This window comes from Mycobacterium sp., from assembly GCF_965229105.1.
GTDB lineage: Bacteria > Actinomycetota > Actinomycetes > Mycobacteriales > Mycobacteriaceae > Mycobacterium.
In genome coordinates this window covers 555,923-574,524 of sequence record NZ_OZ245858.1, presented here as the reverse complement: position 1 = coordinate 574,524, position 18,602 = coordinate 555,923, and the positions used below count along the sequence as shown (strand labels likewise).

Below are 18,602 nucleotides of genomic sequence, written 5' to 3'. Positions count from 1 at the left end.
CCGAAGCTGATCGCGGTGCGCCGCGCGGCTGCGCGACCCGGCGAACGACGTCTATTCGCCAACGCCGGGGTGTACCGACCGGGGGTGTCCACGGGCGGCACCCCCATCTGTCCGCGGCGCTCAAGGCGGCGTGCCACCCACCAATCATCGGGTTGGTCGTGGGACCGCGCAGGGTCGATTGACATCGGCCTCACGTCAGACTGGTTTATCTACTGGGTGTTTTGGAGCAGCACCGCTTCTCATCGCTTGTGCGGTGTCCGGACATCGACTTCGCCGATGCGCCCAATTGGGGCACCAATCTCGAAACGATCGCACCGGCGACCTGACGCCCGGTCAGCATCCCCATTTCGGCCCATCGCGTGTTGATGTACGAGCCGTGTCGCGCCGGGATGGCCGAGGCAGGACCTGGCGAGGCACGTGACGCCAACCACACCAGCACTTGACAGTGAAGCCACTCACGTCAAATACTCAACACTTATGTCAGATATACATCGCAGGTGTCGAAGTCCAGAACGGAGTGTCCATGGCCCTATGTACGCGGTTCCGACGGTTCACAGCGGGGCACGTCACCGGTCGCCCTCCCCGCGTCACCACCCATGAGCGCACCCACGAAGAAGCGGAGCACAACGTGAGGCACCTGTCGTTAGGACCCCGCACCGTGCGGCGGCTGCCCGTTGAACCGGCGGCCGCCGGGCGTCGACGCCCGGCCTGGGTGATCGCCCTCGGGATGGTTCTCGCCGTCGTTCTCGGGGTCGCGACAACGGTCGTCAACGCGCCGCGCGCGCAGGCGGACGAGAGTCAGTATCTGGAGTTCTACACTCCGCCCGATCCGCTGCCGTCGGGCCAGCCCGGTGACCTCATCCGAAGCGAGCCTTCACGATTGGTGCTGGAGCCCTCGGGCCAACTGGGTGCCTTCGTGGGGACCGGGACCCGGATCATGTACCGCAGTACCGACGCACAGGGCAAGCCGGTAGCGGTCACCGGCACCTACATTGAGCCCGACGTACCGTGGCCCGGCAACGGGCCGCGACCGCTGTTGGCCTATGCGACCGCCCCCTACGGGATGGGGGAGCAGTGCGCCCCGTCGCGCCTGTTCAACCAGGGCATCCACGCGTCCCTGCAAACCGGATTCGACCTGATGTTCAACGTCGAGGAGGGCTTCATCGCGACCCTGTTGGCCCGCGGGTTCGCCATCGTGGTCACCGACGGCGTCGGCTCAGGAGTGCACGGACCCCAATCGCCGCAGTTCCTGAACCGGATGGCCGGCGGGCACGCCCTTATCGACGCCGCCCGCGCCGCGATGAAGCTACCCGGGACGTCCCTGGACCCGCACGGCCCCGTCGCATTCTGGGGTTGGCTGGCCGGCGGACACGCTGCACTGTCCGCAGCCGAGCTGACCAGCAGCTACGGACCAGAGCTGAACGTTGTTGGCACCTACGCTGCGGCCACGCCGACCGATCTCGCCCAAGTGCTGCCCGGAATCGACGGCAACTTCCTGGCCGGGGCGACCGGGTTCGTGCTGCGCGGGATCATGGCGTCCTACCCCGAAACTGAACAACCCATCCGTGACGTGCTCACGCCACGGGGGTTGGAGATGCTCGACAACACCGGCCGCCAATGCCTGATGCAGACCGGAATCGACTACATGTTCCGGCATCTGCAATTTTGGTTCAAAGGCGACGTCTTCGAGATGGCGAAGAACGATCCGTTCAAGACCATCCTGGGCACCCAGCGGCTCGGCAACGAAAGGCCCACCGGGCCGGTGTACTTCACGCACAACAGGTGGGACCCGTTCGGCCCCTATCAGTCAGCGCTGGACACGGCCCGCGACTACTGCGCCAAGGGTGCCGACGTCACGTTCTGGACCAACGAGCAACCTCCGCTGTTAAACAAGCTGGACGTTAACGCGATGCTGCCGGTGTTCGTCGACGGCGAGCGAAGCATGGCGTGGGTGGCCGACCGGTTCAACGGCGTGCCCACCGCCTCCAACTGTGGCGAATTGTGACGGCAGCGGGTCGACCTGGATTCGTGGGGCTTCGGCGTGGGGGCGCCGGCATGACCTTCGACCAGGCCCGGCGCGGCTATTCTGCGGGTATGCCCCCTGCGCGCAGCTCCCGACAGACCGACGGCCGGGCACGGAGCCAACCCCGCAAGCAACGCGACGCTGCGCCCGACGCCGAACCGGCTCCGCATGCGGCAACGGCCAAACCCAGCACCACCCGGCGTGAACTGGTCGAGCAGCGGATCATGGAAGAGGCCACCGAGCTGTTCGCCGAGCGCGGGTTCGCCGCGACCAGTCTCGGAGACATCGCCGAGGCCGCCGGACTGACCCGCCCCGCGATCTACCACTACGTCGCCAACAAGGACGAACTCCTGGCGCGACTGGTCCACGAGAAGACCGAGGAACCCGCGATCCTGCTGCGCCTCATCAACGAGCGCACCGACCTGGGCCCCACCGAGAAGTTGAGGACCATGGCCACCGAGATCGCCCGCGGCCAAACACAATCCCCCGCGCGCTTTCGGCTGTTGGTGCGCTCGGAAGCCGAACTGCCCGAACAGCTTTCCGAGGTGTACCAACAAAGCAGACGCAACGTCCTCCAAGAGTTCGTGCGCGTCATCGACGACGGCATCGCCTCCGGTGTGTTTCGGCCCGTTGACCCGCGCATCGCAGCCCTCGGTGTGATCGGAATGCTGAACTGGATCGCGTGGTGGCACCACCCGAGCGCGTCCGACAGCGACCGGGTCATTGAGCAACTCGCCGATATGGCGGTCCAAAGCGTCCTGCACGAACGGGACGGCACTCATTACGACAGCGGCCCTCTGCGGGCCATTGCTGCGTTGCGCAACAACCTGGACTATCTCGAACGCCAATTCGGCGGAGGATCGAAGGGGTAGGACCGTCGGCCCATGCGTGCTGGGATGGGCCTCAGTATCTTTTGGCGAGCCAGTCGCCGATGTCGACTGCGGCGAGTGATGCACCGGTGGGCTCGCCCGGGTGAAGTGATCCGCCGAAATGGGTGCCGGCCACCCGGGTGTGGGTGATGTCGGTGGCGCCGAGTGCACCGACCATGGCGTGGGCATCGTGCGGGAAGCAGGCCTGGTCACCGGTGAGTTCGACGAACAGCGCGGGGGCCCGAACGCCAGGCGCGCATCGCAGGAAGTCGGCGTTGGTGGTGTTGGCCGACCACGTGGACAGCCAGGCGTCCGGGGTGGCGAACCGGCCGAAACCGATCAGGCCGTAGTTCGTCAGATCCGGGCGTCGCCCGAACAGCGACCCGTAGGGCCGGTCGTTGGGGTCGAGGGACAGGTCGGTGAAACGCAGGTCCGCGTCGGTGCGGTAAACGGTCAGCACGCGCGGCGCCAGGGCGGCACGGCGGTCGGAGGGGTCGGCCGAGGACTTGAATCGCCGACGTGCCGCGTCGGCGTCTGCAGCCCCGGTGCGTGCCTCGGCGTCGATGCGAGCGATGCGGTCGCGCTGTGCCGCCCGGTAGCGATCCACGAACTCGGCCGGGTACGCCGAGGAATCTGGGGCTGGGTGGTAACCGTTGGCTTCAGAGAAGGGGTCCAGTGTCGGATCGACGCTGAGCGGGTCACCTTCGTCGCGCACCGACGGGTCGATGAGGTGCTCAAGGAGCTGTCCCTGCCCGGGGTGTGGTGCCATGAATACTGCACCGTCCGGCGTGGGCATGTCGGCGGCCCCCAGATCGACGGGGCGTCCCGACGGCGACGCGGTCAGCCGTTGCTCTGGTGAGAGGCCCGCCTGCTGGTGGTAGAACGCGAACAGCGTGCCGCCGCCTGAGTGGCCCAGCGTGATGCGATGGTCAAACCCCTTGTCGCGCAGGAATACCTGGCCCGCCGCGACGTCGAGCAGGGACTGCTCATGAATGAGATTGAGGTCGTTGTTGGTCGACCGGGTGCCTTGTGTCCATACGGCGTAACCGCGGGCCACCAGTTCGGGGACGAGCACGTGGTGGGTGAGGTCCTGTCGCGGGTGCATCAACGTCACGACGGTGTCGCAGCCCGGCAGCATCCGCAGCACCCCGGTCACCGTGGCACCGTCGGAGGTCTTCAGTTCGTGGACCGAGGTAACGGTGTCGGTCGGCAACTCGGCGCCGGTGATATAGCGCCCCGCACCGAGCCGCGTCGTGGGACTGGGCGAGTTCACCGCGCCTCCAGCTGCATCGCGTCCTTGTCCCACTGCGTGATCACCGCATCGATCAACCCGGCGACGCAGCTGTACCAGACGGCATGTCGGCATCCGGTGGCGCGGCGGTCGATGACGATCGGCCCGGGTGCGCTGATCTTGAAATACGGTCCGATGCGGTCGATGGTGACGGTGGGACTTTCTCCTGCCTGCATCACGACCGGACGGTTCTCCGGGACGTCGAGCACGAACAGCGCGGTCATGAGACGGGCACCGTGGTGGTGGCGGTGTCGTGCTGGCGTTGCCATTGGTCGGCGCGTTCGACGATGAGTTCGGCCTTGCGGACCAGCAGCGCGTCCATCGAGGGTGCCGGACCGGAGACGACGTCGATCAGGGCGTCGATGGTGAGGTTTGCGTCGAGGTCTTCCTGCGGGGTCACGGGTCGCATCGCGCGCGTGATCTCGATCATGTAGCCGTTGGGGTCGTGGGTGTAGATCGACTCGATGGTTTCGTGCTGGATCTGCATTTCCACGGGCCAGTCGCTGGCGTCGAGACGGCGCCGGTATTCGAGTAGGTGTTCTTCGCTGTCGACGTGAATCGCGAGGTGGCGTGAGCGGATGAACCACACGGGCACCGTTTCGTCGAACCGCGAGTAGGAGTCGCCCTGGGGGCCACCGGCGAACGGTTCGAGCCCGAAGTAGTAGAAGAACGCGAGTCGGTCGTCATTGCCGATGTCGAAGAAGAAGTGGATGAAGTCGGGGTGCTTGTCTGGGCCCCAGCCGGCGGCGCAGATGGAGTGCACTACCGGGAATCCCAGTGTGTCGCGGTAGAACCGGACGGTCGCCGCGGGATCGAAGGTGGGGTATGCGACGTGATCGACGCCGCGGACGAGGTGTTGTGAATCAGACATGCGGTCTTCCTTGGGTGGGGTGGCTCGATGGGATGGTCGTCAGGCGGGGATGGAGGCGAGATCGGCTCGCAGTAGGCTGCCGGCGCCCTCGATGGTGACCGGCAGGCTCAGGCTGCGCAGCAGGCTGTAGGCGCCGGCGGTGGCTGCCGAGAGCACTGGCAGACCGAATTCGCGTTCGGCGGGTTCGATCAGGTCCAGGGATGGCATTTGGACGCAGCAGCTCAGCACCAGCGCGTCGACTCCGGTCAGATCCAACGACCGGGCCGCCGCCATTACCTGCTCGCCCGGGATGCAGCCGACGTCGGCGTTATCAGCGACTTCCAGGGCGCGCCAGTCAACGACGTCGAAGCCTTCGGCGATCAGATAGTCCACGACCTGCTGCGCCAGGGGCTTCATGTACGGGGTGACCAGCGCGATCCGCTTGGCGTCGAGCACGCCGAGTGCTTCGACCAGGGCGCCAGCGCTGGATCTGACCCGGGCATCCGAGCCGCCGGTCGCGAGTTGTTCGGCAACGGCAGCTTCGACGCGCCGGTGCTCACCCGGGCCGCCCACCATCACCGCGACCAGGCAGGCGTAAAGCAGCACCGCGGGGTCGGCATCGGCGATCTCCATGATGCAGCGCTCTTGCTGGGCATTCATCGCCGCCAGCTGCTCGGGTGAGACCGTGTGCATCCGCATACGCGTGGAATGAAACGAAAAGCGCGACAACGGGTGCCGCGCCAGCAGCGCAGGCATCTCGGTTTCGACGGTGACGTTGGAACTCGGTACTACCAGTCCGATTCGATGCGGCGTGGTCATGTCGGTGTGGGTCCTCCCCAGCGCAACTGCTTGACGCTTACGATGATTATTCGACACTTGTGAGTGTGCGAGTTTTGTGCGGATTCGTCAACCACGGCCAGAGGCGCGCTCAAGATCCGGATAATGGATGGCGGTGTGACTGTTGACACAAGCACCATGCGCGTCCAATACTCGACACAGGCGTTGACTCCGTTGGAGAAGTCGGGCCGCTCAAGTGGAGGGACATCAACAGATGGCATACGTGATCGGCGTGGACGTCGGCGGAACGTTCACCGACGCAGTACTCGACGACGGCAATGGCATGGTGATCGCGGGCAAGGCGCCGTCCACGCCACCGGATTACTCGACTGGCGTCATCGACGTGCTCGGCGTGTTGGCCCAACAGCTGGGCCAGCCCATCGAGGACATGCTGTCCGAGACCCATCACATCGCGCACGGGACGACGTCCTCGCTCAACGCGCTGGTGATGAACCGGGTTCCCGACATTGGGTTCATCACCACCAAGGGGCACCGCGACTCCATCTTCATCATGAACGTCGAGGGCCGCTACCTCGGCCGCTCCACTGAGGAGCTACAGAACCCGCTCTGGCAGAGCAAGTCTCACGGCCTGGTGCGCCAGCGCCACGCACTGGAGGTCACCGAGCGGCTGGACCGCGACGGCCGCGTCGTGGTGGCACTCAACGAGGACGAGGTCCGCAACGCGGTCACCACCCTGGTCGCCGACGGCATCTCCGCGATCGCGGTGTCGCTGCTGTGGTCATTCCGGAACCCGGCCCACGAGCAGCGAATCCGCGAGATCGCCCACGAGATCGACCCCGATCTGTTCGTCGCCATCTCCAGCGAAGTGTCTCCTCGCATCAGGGAATTCGCCCGCAACGCCACCACGATCATGAGCACGCAGATCGGACCGGGCCTGCGCGATTACCTCGGCCAGCTTGAGAGCAGACTGCGGGAGCTGGGCATGACAGGGCCACTGCTGGTGATGCAGAGTAACGGCGGCGCCGTCGCCGCATCGGAGGCTCCGGGCAATGCCATCTCCACGGTCGGATCGGTACTCACCGGCGGGGTGGTCGGCGCGGTGTCGCTGGGCCGACAACTCGGACACCGCAACATCATCGCTACCGACGCCGGCGGCACCACGTTCCTGGCCGGCCTCATCGTCGATGGCGAACCGGTCCGCTCCTCGACCACCGTGATCAACCATCACCCGATCAACGTCCCCACTCTGCAGGTGCACGCCATCGGCTCCGGCGGCGGGGCGATCGCCTGGCTCGACGCCGGAGGCAATCTGCAGATCGGCCCGCACAGCGCCCAAGCCGTCCCCGGGCCGGCGTGCTACGGCAACGGCGGCACCGAACCCACCAACACCGACGCCAACCTGGTCCTGGGCATCATCGGAGAACGCGGCCTGCTCGGCGGGCGACGGACACTCGATATCGGGCTGGCCCGCGAGGCGATCCGCACCCGCATCGCCGAACCCCTGGGGCTGACCATCGAAGAGGCGGCGGCCGCGATCTTCGAAGTCCAAAACGCCCAAACCGGCGACCTGCTGCGCAAGACCGTCGTGGAGGCCGGCCACGACCCGCGCGAATTCATCGTCTATGCGTTCGGCGGTTCGGGCCCCGCCCACTGCGGGTTCTACGCACAGGAGATCGGGGTCACCGACGTCGTGGTGCCTCTCGGGCAGGTGGCCTCGGCGTTCTCCGCCTACGGTCTGGCGTCCTCGGACATCGTGCTGGCCAAGGAGCTGTCGGATCCAGCGGCTATGCCGCTGGATCCCGCACGCGTGCAACGCAATTTCGAGAGTCTGGAGGCACAGGTCCGGGAGTTGCTGGCCCGGCAGGGTTTGGACTTCTCATCCATCGAGATCGAGCGGGAGATCGATATGCGCTATTCGATGCAGCTCGCCGAAGTGGCCACTCCCGTCCCCAACGACAGCCTGACCGCAGACGACGTCGCTGCGAGTGTTGAGGTGTTCGAGCAGCGTTACGCCGACCTCTACGGCAAGGACAGCGGATTCCGCGAGGCCGGCATCCAGGCCATCACCTACCGGGTGCGCGGCACCGGTGTGCTGCCGTTCTCACCCACTCTGCCCGAGGTAAAGCAGGCCGACTCCATTGATGCCTCCGCAGCCCTGACCGGGACCCGCAAGGTGTGCCTGGGCGGGCGTGGTGGCTACGTCGACACCGACATCTACGAGTACAGCAAGCTGCGTGCCGGCCACGTCCTTCGAGGGCCCGCGGTGATCGAGGTGCCCACCACAACCGTCGTGGTGCCCACAGGCACCACTGGCACCGTCGACCGACTCGGCAACCTGCACATCGCCGTCGACCAAGTCTGATTCACAAGCCTGATTCACAAGGAGAAGCCATCATGACCGCCCCCATCCCCGGCTCCGAGATCTTCTCCAGCCGACCAATCGACCCCGACACCCTCTCCCGCATGATCGGGTCGACGGTGCCGATCCACACCGTCACCCAGGAGCAAATCGACGCAGTCGACCCGCTGACCTACGAGGTGATCCGGCACCGCCTGTGGTCGGTCACTGACGAGATGGGCGAGGCGCTCAAGCGCATGTCCGGTTCACCCATCGTCACCGACGCCAACGACTTCGACTTCGCCATCAGCGACGAACTCGGTCAAGAGGTGCAGGTCGGTCTGTACAACACCATGCTCGTCGGCGCCGTCGACCTGGCGATCTACTGGACCCTGCGTCATCGGGCCCAGAACCCCGGAATCACCGAGGGCGACATGTTCCTGTGCAACGACCCGTGGGTCGGCGGCGGGCTGCACCAGAGCGACGTGATGGTCTATCAACCGGTCTTCCACGACGGCAAGTTGTTCGCCTGGACCAGCGCCATCTGCCACGAGCCCGACCTCGGAGGGTCGGGCCTGGGATCCTTCGACCCGTCGGCCAAGGACGTCTTCTCCGAATCCCTGCCCACCCCGCCCATCAAAGTGATGCGCAACCACGAAATCCAGCGCGATGTCGCCGACGCCTGGATCCGTCGCTCCCGGGTACCGATGCTCGTCGGTCTCGACCTGCGGGCCAAGATCGGCGCCAACACCGTGGGACGCACCCGGTTGACGTCGGTCATCGAGCAGTACGGTGCCGACACCGTCAAGGCGGTGATGAAGCGGATGATGAACGACGCCGAGACCCGCCTGCGCCACAAGCTCACTGGCCTGCCCGACGGCACCTGGCGCGCCACCGGGTATCAGGATCAAAGCTCCGTCGGGGACCGCGCCGTGCACAAGATCACCGTCGCCATGACCAAGAACGACAACCACCTCACCTTCGACTTCACCGGCACCGACCCCCAAACCGGCGTCATCAACTGCACCTACGCCGGTATGCGGGGCGGGGTGATGCTGGCATTGCTGCCCATACTGGCCGGAGACATCCCCTGGTCGGCCGGCGGACTGATGCGATGCTTCGACCTTGTCTCCGAGGAAGGCACCATCAACAACGCCACCTTCCCCGCCGCGGTCAGCCGCGGCCCCATCGGCCCGGCCTGGCTGACCGGCAACCTCATCGCCGAGTGCCTGGCCCAAATGCTCGACCAACGCATCGAACTCGGCAAGAACGTGCAGGCGTCCTGTTGCGGCACCTGGGATACCGCGGTCATCGCCGGCCTCGACGAACGCAACGACCAGAGCGTCCCATTCCTCAACATCATGATGGAACCCATGGCCGGCGGTTACGGCGCTCGCCCCGTCGCCGACGGCATGGACACCGGCGGCCTGTTCTGCATCCCGATGGGACGCATCCCCGATACCGAGATGACCGAGTTCCTCTATCCCCTGCTGACACTGTGGCGCCGCGAGGAGCCCGACTCCGGGGGCCCCGGCCGCATGCGCGGCGGGGTCAGCGCGTCGGTGGCGGTCACCCCCTACGGCAGCAGCCTGCCCATGGGCCTGGTCTTCGCCTCCGCAGGCAAGGCCATCGCCCAGAACGCCGGCCTGGCTGGCGGACAGCCCGGCAACACCGGATTGGAAATCCTCGCCCGCGATGCCGGTATCGCCGAGATGCTCGCCCGAGGCCGGCTGCCTGGCGACCTCGACGAGTTGGGGGGCACTCGCGAGATCGGCGCCTGCTACGCCGAAAGTTACCTCGCCCCAGGCGAAGTGCTCTATATGCACTGGCAAGGAGGCGGCGGCTACGGCGACCCGTTGCGCCGCGAACCCGTTGCCGTCGCCCGCGACGTCGTCAACGGCAAGGTCAGCGCCGAAGGTGCCCGCATCAACTACGGTGTCGTCGTCGCCGAGGGTGACGTCGACACCGCGGCCACGGAGGCGCTGCGTGATGACATCCGCGCCGAGCGACGGAGCCGCTCCGACATCCCCCAAACCCAGCAGGCGAGCGTTCACCCCGAAACCGGCCGGCGCATCGACGACAACCTCGCCGAGATCACCATCGGTGAAGCCCGTGTGATCGCCTGCGCGCATTGCGGCCGACTGCTCGGAGACAGCAAGACCAGCCGACTCGATCTGGCCCGCTATGAGGGTCCCTCCACCGACGCCGGACCCCAGGTCACCTCCGACCCGGCCGAATATGTCGACACCCCAGTGGTTTTCCGTCAACTGTGCTGCCCGGGCTGCTGGACCGCGGTGTATTCCGGCGTCGTCCCCGCCGATCACCCCGACCACGTCTCCGACCTGGCCCGACTGCTCCCGGCGGTCGCCGAGTGAATGCAGTGATGCCAGCGCACAGACCCACGACGCCGTATGACTGGGACGGGCGGCTCGTGCCCTATCCCGTCGATCGTGCCCGCCACTACCGCCAGACCGGCCAATGGAGCGACGCCGCGACCGGTGCTCGCCTCCACCAGACCGCGGTGCGCCATGGCGATCGCGTCGCGCTCATCACCGCGGAGGTCACCTTGACCTATCGCCAACTCGACGAGCGCACCGACCAGGTCGCCGCCGCGCTCATCTCGCTCGGTCTGCGCCGCTTGGACCCCGTGGTGTTCCAAGTCACCAACAAGGCCCACGCCGTGGTCGCCTGGTACGGGTGCCTCAAGGCGGGCCTCGTCCCGGTAGCTACCCTCGCCGCGCACCGCGCACACGAAATTGGGCACATCAGCACCAAGGTCGGTGCGGTGGCCCACATCGTCGAGGCCGGAACGAAGTTCGATCTGGTGGCCTTTGCCCACGACGTCGCCCGTGGGCATCCCACCCTTCGCCACGTCCTGACCATCGAGGCACCCGTGGCGACCGACGGCACCACCCGCATCGAGGACCTGGGATCCGAGGGCGACCCGGCCGCCGCCCGCGCTCTGGTCGAATCGGTCGAAGCCCGCATCGATCCCTGCGACGTCGCGGTCTTCCAACTCTCCGGCGGGACCACCGGAGTGCCGAAGGTCATCCCACGCATCCACGCCGAGTACTGGAACAACGCATTGTTCTACGCCCAAGCCCTGGGCTGGACTCCCGAAACCAAAGTGGCGCACCTGATTCCGCTCATCCACAACGCCGGCATCTCTTGTGCCCTGCACGCGGCCCACGCCGTCGGCGCCACCCTGGTCGTGGCGACACCGGATGCACCCTCGGCGTTCGAGTTGATGGCCCGCCACGAGGTCACCGACGCGCTGTTCGGTCACGGCCACTACCAAGCGGTACAGCGGCCCGAGTTCGATAAGGTCCGCCGCACCCTGCGTCGGGCACTACTGTCCGGTGCCAAGGTCAGCCACGACCTGTTCCGCTGCGTCGATGACGGCGAGCAGCGTTGGGCGGGACAGCTTTTCGGGATGTCCGAAGGGCTGTTCACGGTCACCCCGCTCGATGCCCCCGAGGTCGCCCGCAGGGAGACCGTCGGGGTGCCCGTCGCCCCTTCGGATGAGGTGAGGATCCTCGACCCGTCCAGTGAGCAGGAAGTCCCCGCCGGCGCGGTCGGAGAACTGTGTTGCCGCGGTCCGTACACGATCCCGGGCTACTTCGACGCGGCCGAGCATAACGCGATCGCCTTCACCTCCGACGGCTTCTACCGCACAGGCGATCTGGCCTCGATCCGTGATATCGACGGACGCGGCTACGTGTGCATCGAAGGGCGCATCAAGGACCTCATCAACCGCGGCGGGGAGAAGATCAACGCCGAGGAGATCGAGGTGCTGCTGCTTCGTGATCCCCGTATCGCTGCGGCGGCGGTGGTCGCCATGCCCGATCTGCGGCTCGGCGAGCGCGCCTGCGCCTACCTGGTCTCGGTCGACGGCGTCGAGCTGACCATGGCGCAGGTGCAGTCGCACCTCGACGGCCTCGGAGTCGCCAAGTACAAGTGGCCCGAACGGCTGCAGTGGACCGAGGCCCTGCCGGAGACCAACGTCGGAAAGATAGACAAGAAGTCGCTCCGCGCCGACATCGCGGCACTACTGGAAGCCGAGGCGGCGACATCGGTTGCGCGAGTGGTTGATTCATCCGACGACGGCGCATTGGTACACGAAAGGCATCACGCATGAAGTTGAAGACGATCGCGGTCCTCGGCGGAGGCCCTGGCGGCCTGTACGCGGCGCGGTTGCTCAAACTGAGCCACCCCGACGCCCAGGTGACCTTGTACGACCAGGGGGTGCCGGAGAACACCTTCGGGTTTGGTGTCGGCTTGGCCTCGCGCACCCAACGCAACCTGCGTCTGGCCGATACCGCCTCGCTCGATGCGATCGTCGCCGCGTCGCGCCCGCACGACATGTCCATGCGCGTCGGCGACCAGCACGCACAGCTGGCTCACGGTGAGTTGCTGGCCATCGGGCGGGCCACGCTGCTGGGCGTGCTGCAGCGCTTCGCGCAGGACGCCGGGGTGCAACTGCGGTTCAACGAGCGACGCGCGGTGGCCGATCTCGATGCCGATCTGATCGTCGCCGCCGACGGGATCAACAGCAGCACCCGCACCGAATTGGCAGACGACTTCAAGCCCGATATTGCTGAGGGGCAGGGTCTGTACCTGTGGTGTGGCACCGAATTCGCCCTGCCAAGTGCGGTATTCACCCCGGTCACCACCGAGCACGGGTCCTTCGTCGCCCACGCCTACCCGTACGCCGCCGACCGCAGCACCTTCTTGATCGAAACCGACGAATCAACCTGGCGGCGCGCGGGATTCGAGGAAACCACCCGTGACACGCCGACGACGCAAACTGATCAGGCCTCGCTCGGCTACCTCCAGGACGCCTTCTCCGACGCGCTGCACGGGCATCGACTGATCGGTAACCGCACGCGCTGGATGCGGTTTCGCACGGTGCACTGCGGCACGTGGCACACCGGCAACGTGGTTTTGCTCGGCGACGCCGCCCACACCGCCCACTACTCGATCGGGTCGGGTACCAAGCTGGCGATGGAGGACGCCATTGTGCTCGACCGCGCGATTGTCGCGGCCGACACCCTCGACGAGGCGTTCGACGCCTACGAACAGGATCGCCGTCCCGCTGTCGACCACTTGCAGTCGATCGCTCTGCGCTCGATGCTGTGGTGGGATTCGTTCCCCGACCGCATGGCCACGATGCCGGTCGAGCAGTTGATGATCGCTTACATGACACGCGCCGGCAAGGTCACGGTGGAACGCTTCGCCGAATCGGCTCCGCACGTCGCACGCAGGGGAGTGGCCGCCTATGCCGACGTCAGCGAGGACAACGTTCCCCCCTCGGGCGACCTGGTCGACTGGATCCTCGGTCGGCCACTGATCCGTGGCACACGTCGGTTCGACGGCCGAGTGGTGTCCCACGAGATCGGCGCCGAGCCGACCGCGCATCGCGTTGACGTCGGGGCCGCCGCGGCCTGGGGCGACGGCGCGGACCGACTGCTCAGTGGATTACCGCCTGCCGAGATCTACCTGCTTGCCGGACCGGCGGACCGCGAATCCCTGCTCAACCGCTTCGACTTCGCCGAGCGGCTCCGCCACGCTTCGGGTGCGCTGGTGGCGGTCGACGTGCCGGCGGACCGGCGCGCAGACGCAGCGGCCGCGCTCGTGAGCCAACGGGTAGACCTCATTTGTCTCACAGACTGACCACGTTCGCGGCGCCTTCAACGCGCAGCAAGGGGGCGGACACGGACAGGGTAGCTGCCAGTGCCGACGACTCAACCGGCGCGACAGGTGCCGAGGAGGCTGGGGAACTCCTCCGGGACGTGGAACGTGGCATCCGGCAGTTCGCCGCTCACGTCACCAAGGCGTTGCGGCCCCCCCACATCGGCTGCCGGCACCGACACCGACACCGACACTCAATCCGACGACAAGTTCGAGAACAACAAAGAGCCCGACCGGCAAAAGTCCACCGCGAAGTCCCACAGGGCACAACAGCAGTCCGGCAAGGGCGCTGGCGATGCTGCCGCCTGAGTCGTGTAGATACAGGGCGTCGTTTCGGGAAACGCATAGCGATTCCACTAGAAGGTCTGCCGGTCTGCCGGTCTGCCGAAGCCAGACGCAGCGCCAGGTCGTAACCCCAGGAGAATCGGAGCGCCCAGGGCCGTCAAATCGGCGTCGGATGGTTGGTGACGTCATCTGTGGCGTGAACCATTTCCGTGATCTAGGCCATGCGGCCTACTCCGGGATATGGAGGTCACAGCAGCCGCCGAGTGACTGGCCCCAGTCAAGCCCGAGTCGTCCCCTGCCTGCGACCCTACTAACCCCGAGTAGACATCGTCGGTATCAGTTCGTAGCCTTGCCCGAGACATCGACAGTCGGGCCAGGACCGGTCCTCAAACGTAAGGATCGTGACAATCCGCGTGACCGGGGTGCGCCATTCGCTTAGGCGAACGGTGTGCGGTCTTGCGACCGCAGTCCTGGTGTTGACCATGGCGGGTATGCCCACGGGGATTGTCAAGGCGGACCCTGCGGGCGATGCGTTGGCCAAGCTCACCGAGTTGTCCCAGCAGGCGGTGCAGAGCCGCGAGGCCGTCACAGCGGCCCAGCGCGACGTCGACGCCAGGCTCGCTGAGCAGGCTGCGGCCGTTGACCGCCATCGTGCCGATGTGGCGGCCCTGGAAGTGGCGAACTTCCAGCTGGAGCCCCATCAGGCGGCTGCCAACCGGGTGGCGGCGATGAACTATATGACTGGGGGCAACGGTCAGTTCGCCGCGGTGCTGACCGCATCCTCTCCACATCAGCTGATCGATCAGCTATCGCTGCAACGGGCGGTGGCCGCTGTGACTGCCGATCAGTTGGAGGCCTTTCAATCCGCACGTGAGCGCGCGGCGGCCGCCGCCCAGGCGTCGGAGAGATCGGCCGCCGACGCAGGCGCCGCCGCCGAGTCGGCCGCCGCAGTGCGCACCGAATTGCAGGCCAAATGGAAAGAACTGCTGCGTCAGATCGCCGCCGCGGAGGCGCAGTACGCAGCGTTGACCCCGCAGCAGCAAGCCGTCATCGACAACACACCTCTGCCGCCGAGCGCCCCCGCTCCGATGGACCCGGCGATCGCGGCTATGCCCGGCCTGCCTCCCGGCGATGTTGCTCCGCCCCCCGAGGCTGCTGTTGCAGAGCTACCGGAGGCGTTGCCCGTCGGTGTCGCGTCAGAGGCCGGGCTGCAGCCCAACACCATCATGGCTGCCCGGGCCGTCAGCGCCCAGTTCCCCCAGATAGCCGAGATCGACGGGGTCCGACCGGACTCGAAGCCGTGGCATCCCCGTGGTCTGGCGATCGACATCATGATTCCGAACCCCGACAGCCCCGTGGGCATCGCACTCGGAGATCAGATCCTTGCGTTCGCGATGAGCAATGTGGGCCGATTCGGGCTACAGGATGTGATCTGGCGCGGCACGTACTACACGCCGGCCGGTCCGCAAGCAACGGGCTACGGCCATTACGACCACGTACACATCACCACGACTCCTCGCGGCTGAAGACCCAGCGCGGTGCGAACCGAGTCAGAACTTCCGTCATCGTGGGTGGGCGACCAAGCGTCCGACCACGTTGCCGGCTTGGAGGCGTTCGATGGCGTTCGGTATGTCCTCGAATCCCACGGGGGCGGTCTGAATTCTGAGTTCTCCGGCTGCCATGTGCTCGATGACGGCTTTGAGATGGTTCGGGTCAGTGCCGCCTCGCCACCCGCGCAGCGTTACGGCCTTGTATACCAACGAGGCGGTGGAGATCGTGGCTTCGAGCTTTCCGAGCCCCACTTGTACGACTCGCCCACCGATTTTGACCGCATTGATGGCGTCGGCGGTAGTGGTCCCGAATCCGGCGAAGTCGACGATCACGTCCAGCTCGAGGGACGTGAGTTCGGTGACGTGATCGAAGATCTCGCGGACGCCTTGTTCGGTTGCGGCCTTCCACACGTCGTGTCGGGGTTCGGCGGCGTAGACCTCCGTGCCCTTGAGGACGGCGATGCGGGCACCCGTCAGGCCCAAACCACCGAGTCCGACGATGCCGACCCGATCGCCCGGTTTGATTTCGCCACCACTGACCACTGCGCCGTAGGCGGTTTGCCCGGCGTCGGTGGCAGTTGCTGCCTGGTCGAAGTCCACGGTGTCGGGCAGTTTGATGAGGCCGGAACACTTGACGAGGCATTTCTCGGCGAAGCCGCCGTCTACAGCCCAGCCGGGGGCGAAGTCTTCGGGTCCGCCGACAACCACGCGATCGCCGACTTCGAAGCCTTCGACGTCGGGGCCGAGTTCCGCAACGACCCCGGCTACTTCGTGACCGAGAACCATGGGCAACTTCGGCAGTAACGCCGTCAACGTGCCGTCGAGGAATCCGACGTCGCTGTGACACAGTCCCGCTGCCCTGACTTCGATCACCACTTCACCAGAGCCCGCAACCGGATCGTCCACGTTGACCAGTTCGAGGGGTTGGTTCGCGCCGGTGAGATGCCAAGCCTTCATTGGCTTTTCCTTTCGATGGGGATGGATCCAGGTGGATGCAGTGCGTCAACGAGTTGTTGCCGTCGCCGCGCGGTGGGCCGGCTTCCCGGCGGTGATGCCGCCGTCGACGGGCAGTATCACGCCGGTCAGGTATCGAGCGCGCTCGCTGGCGAAGTAGAGGACTGCCTCGGCGACATCTTGGGAAGTGCCGTCGCGCTGCAGCGGGCGATCAGCACGCATTCTGTCGCGGATCTTCGCTTCGTACCGGTCCATTTCGGCTCGCTCGTCTGGTGCCGCCGACGACGCGAGTAGCGGGGTGGGGATGTTGCCAGGCGAAATCGCGTTGACCCGAATGTCGTATTGCGCAAGTTCGATTGCCGCGCACTTGGTGAAGTGGATGACGGCGGCCTTAGTTGCGCGATAGGTGGCAACACCGGTGCCAGCCAACATTCCACCGATGGAAGCCATGTTGATGATGCAGCCGCTGCGCTGCTCGGCCATGTACTTTGCGGCGTAACGGGTCCCGGTCATGACGCCGAGCATGTTCACCGACGTGACGCGATGGAAGTCGTCGAAGTCGTCGTCGAGCAGGCGACGCAGCGGGCTGGCGATCGCAGCGTTGTTGACCATGATGTCGAGCCCGCCGAACCGCGTCACCGCAATGGTGATCAGATCAGCCACTTGATCGCGGTCAGCGACGTCGGTGGGCTGAAAGGCCGCACGCCTGCCGAGCGAGTCGGCCAGTTCCAACCCCCGGTCGACGTCGACGTCGGCGATGAGGACGCTGGCTCCGGCGCCGTGAAGCGCTTCCACGGTGGCCCGACCGATGCCCGATGACCCGCCCGTGACGATCGCGACTTTGGTGTGAAGTTCGTCAGTCATGAGTGCGCAGCCCCAAGACGTCGGTAGGTGCGCGTAGGTGGTCGTAAACGGGGTCGCTGCGGTCCCGGCCACTGCGCCAGTAGCTTTCGATGTCATCTCCGACGACAGTCACTTCGGGTACGACCCGCCGATACTTGAGTAGCCACTGGTCGTCAAGTCGTTGGAAGTAGTCGACGTAGCGGCCGTAGAGGGGTAGGTTGCCGAGCCCGTACATCGTGAAATACGTTTCGCCCCAGGCCTCCTCGCCCGATACGTCGAAGAGGCACTGCCCAAGTTGATGATGAGTCTTGAGCGGATGAGAGGTATTGCACAGAAAGTCGGCGAACTGTTGTCCGGAGCCCTTGAAGGCGCCGTGGTCGTCATATGAGTCCGGTGCGTAGCAGGAAGCGATGCCGTCGCGGTCGCCGCGGTCCATTGCTCGACATGACCGTGCGACGAGTTCGGCCAGTTCCCACTTGGCTAACCAGGTAGACAACTGATCCGGTGACGCGCTCACTGGGCGTCGGTGGGTTCGGCGGCGGATGTGGCGGCTGCCGAGTGGTAGCGCAGGTAGCCGATCTTGCCCGCCTTGGCGGCGCGATGCAGACTTCCGATCACAGTGGCTTGCCTCGTGTCGAGGGGTGCAGCCTCGGCGCCCATGACCCGTGGATTCCCTCTGGACCACACCAACCTGCACGTGCGGTGGGTGATCCGCCACTGATCGTCGATGAGCCGCAACTGGTCGTCATACCACCCCGCGGATTCGAACTCGTGGCCTCCGTCGACCTGTTTGAAGAATCGTCCGTGGACGTAGCTCAGGCAGTGCGCGACTTCGACGTTCATGGTGACGACGTGGTTGGTGGTGACGTGGAGGGTGGCGTCGTAGCCGGCGTGGATGGCGTCGAATGCCTCCTTCAACGCGGCACGACCGAGCCAGCGTGCTCCGCCGCCGAAATCCACCACGGCATCTACGTCGAAGATGGTGTCAAATACGTCCCATTGCCGGCTGTCGACGGCCAGGGCGTAGCGGTTCACGACGTCTATCACAGCGGCGGTGCCGTCAGCAAGCATGTGCGTGGCGTCCATCTCATGTAGGGGTCAGTGGCCGAT

15 protein-coding genes are annotated in these 18,602 nt (G+C 66.0%); 7 read left to right on the top strand and 8 right to left on the bottom strand.

The window, feature by feature from the left end; genetic code table 11:
* The first annotated feature begins 727 nt into the window (after positions 1 to 727).
* Together ADBZ9O_RS02680 and ADBZ9O_RS02675 are read left to right on the top strand one after the other, a co-directional pair.
* On the top strand, positions 728 to 2,005 hold the full coding sequence (locus tag ADBZ9O_RS02680) for a lipase family protein (RefSeq protein WP_526533792.1): 1,278 nt from the start codon (positions 728 to 730) through the stop codon (positions 2,003 to 2,005).
* 50 nt (positions 2,006 to 2,055) lie between these two features.
* Positions 2,056 to 2,895 (top strand): TetR/AcrR family transcriptional regulator, encoded by an 840-nt coding sequence (locus ADBZ9O_RS02675; protein ID WP_526528152.1) that lies wholly within the window; start codon positions 2,056 to 2,058, stop codon positions 2,893 to 2,895.
* A 31-nt stretch (positions 2,896 to 2,926) separates the two neighbouring features.
* On the opposite strand, the gene ADBZ9O_RS02670 is transcribed toward ADBZ9O_RS02675, so the two are convergent.
* From ADBZ9O_RS02670 to ADBZ9O_RS02655, 4 genes are read right to left on the bottom strand one after another with little or no spacing between them, the layout of a single operon-like run.
* The gene (locus tag ADBZ9O_RS02670; protein ID WP_526528150.1) at positions 2,927 to 4,165 is read right to left on the bottom strand and encodes an alpha/beta hydrolase; all 1,239 of its coding nucleotides are present in this window, start codon (positions 4,163 to 4,165) and stop codon (positions 2,927 to 2,929) included.
* Positions 4,162 to 4,407: a hypothetical protein gene (locus ADBZ9O_RS02665; RefSeq protein ID WP_526528148.1), complete on the bottom strand. Its 246-nt coding sequence runs from the start codon at positions 4,405 to 4,407 to the stop codon at positions 4,162 to 4,164. Before ADBZ9O_RS02665 ends, ADBZ9O_RS02670 begins: the two co-directional genes overlap by 4 nt.
* On the bottom strand, positions 4,404 to 5,054 hold the full coding sequence (locus ADBZ9O_RS02660) for a VOC family protein (RefSeq protein ID WP_526528146.1): 651 nt from the start codon (positions 5,052 to 5,054) through the stop codon (positions 4,404 to 4,406). Before ADBZ9O_RS02660 ends, ADBZ9O_RS02665 begins: the two co-directional genes overlap by 4 nt.
* Before the next feature lie 39 nt (positions 5,055 to 5,093).
* Positions 5,094 to 5,852, bottom strand: coding sequence for a maleate cis-trans isomerase family protein (locus tag ADBZ9O_RS02655; protein ID WP_526528144.1), 759 nt, complete (start codon positions 5,850 to 5,852; stop codon positions 5,094 to 5,096).
* A 232-nt stretch (positions 5,853 to 6,084) separates the two neighbouring features.
* On the opposite strand from ADBZ9O_RS02655, the gene ADBZ9O_RS02650 reads away from it, so the two are divergent.
* From ADBZ9O_RS02650 to ADBZ9O_RS02630, 5 genes are all read left to right on the top strand, one after another.
* Entirely contained in the window at positions 6,085 to 8,193 is a 2,109-nt protein-coding gene (locus ADBZ9O_RS02650) for a hydantoinase/oxoprolinase family protein (protein ID WP_526528142.1), read from the top strand.
* 32 nt (positions 8,194 to 8,225) lie between these two features.
* A complete protein-coding gene (locus tag ADBZ9O_RS02645; protein WP_526528140.1) occupies positions 8,226 to 10,544 on the top strand; it encodes a hydantoinase B/oxoprolinase family protein in 2,319 nt (772 codons plus the stop codon).
* Positions 10,545 to 10,552: 8 nt separating this feature from the next.
* Positions 10,553 to 12,307, top strand: a complete 1,755-nt coding sequence (locus ADBZ9O_RS02640) for a (2,3-dihydroxybenzoyl)adenylate synthase (protein ID WP_526528138.1) — start codon at positions 10,553 to 10,555, stop codon at positions 12,305 to 12,307.
* Positions 12,304 to 13,842: an FAD-dependent oxidoreductase gene (locus ADBZ9O_RS02635; protein ID WP_526528136.1), complete on the top strand. Its 1,539-nt coding sequence runs from the start codon at positions 12,304 to 12,306 to the stop codon at positions 13,840 to 13,842. The genes ADBZ9O_RS02640 and ADBZ9O_RS02635 overlap by 4 nt, the downstream gene beginning before the upstream one ends.
* A gap of 716 nt (positions 13,843 to 14,558) precedes the next feature.
* A complete protein-coding gene (locus tag ADBZ9O_RS02630; protein ID WP_526533790.1) occupies positions 14,559 to 15,671 on the top strand; it encodes a coiled-coil domain-containing protein in 1,113 nt (370 codons plus the stop codon).
* Positions 15,672 to 15,707: 36 nt separating this feature from the next.
* On the opposite strand, the gene ADBZ9O_RS02625 is transcribed toward ADBZ9O_RS02630, so the two are convergent.
* Genes ADBZ9O_RS02625 through ADBZ9O_RS02610 form a run of 4 tightly spaced genes read right to left on the bottom strand, consistent with a single transcriptional unit; the run spans position 15,708 to position 18,578 of the window.
* On the bottom strand, positions 15,708 to 16,652 hold the full coding sequence (locus tag ADBZ9O_RS02625) for a zinc-binding dehydrogenase (protein ID WP_526528134.1): 945 nt from the start codon (positions 16,650 to 16,652) through the stop codon (positions 15,708 to 15,710).
* Between the two features lie 45 nt (positions 16,653 to 16,697).
* On the bottom strand, positions 16,698 to 17,513 hold the full coding sequence (locus ADBZ9O_RS02620) for an SDR family NAD(P)-dependent oxidoreductase (protein ID WP_526528132.1): 816 nt from the start codon (positions 17,511 to 17,513) through the stop codon (positions 16,698 to 16,700).
* Positions 17,506 to 18,009 carry a nuclear transport factor 2 family protein gene (locus tag ADBZ9O_RS02615; RefSeq protein ID WP_526528130.1) on the bottom strand — a complete coding sequence of 168 codons (504 nt, stop codon included), beginning with the start codon at positions 18,007 to 18,009 and terminating at the stop codon, positions 17,506 to 17,508. The genes ADBZ9O_RS02620 and ADBZ9O_RS02615 overlap by 8 nt, the downstream gene beginning before the upstream one ends.
* Complete coding sequence (locus ADBZ9O_RS02610) at positions 18,006 to 18,578, bottom strand: nuclear transport factor 2 family protein (protein ID WP_526528127.1); 573 nt, start codon at positions 18,576 to 18,578, stop codon at positions 18,006 to 18,008. Before ADBZ9O_RS02610 ends, ADBZ9O_RS02615 begins: the two co-directional genes overlap by 4 nt.
* Between the last annotated feature and the right edge of the window lie 24 nt (positions 18,579 to 18,602).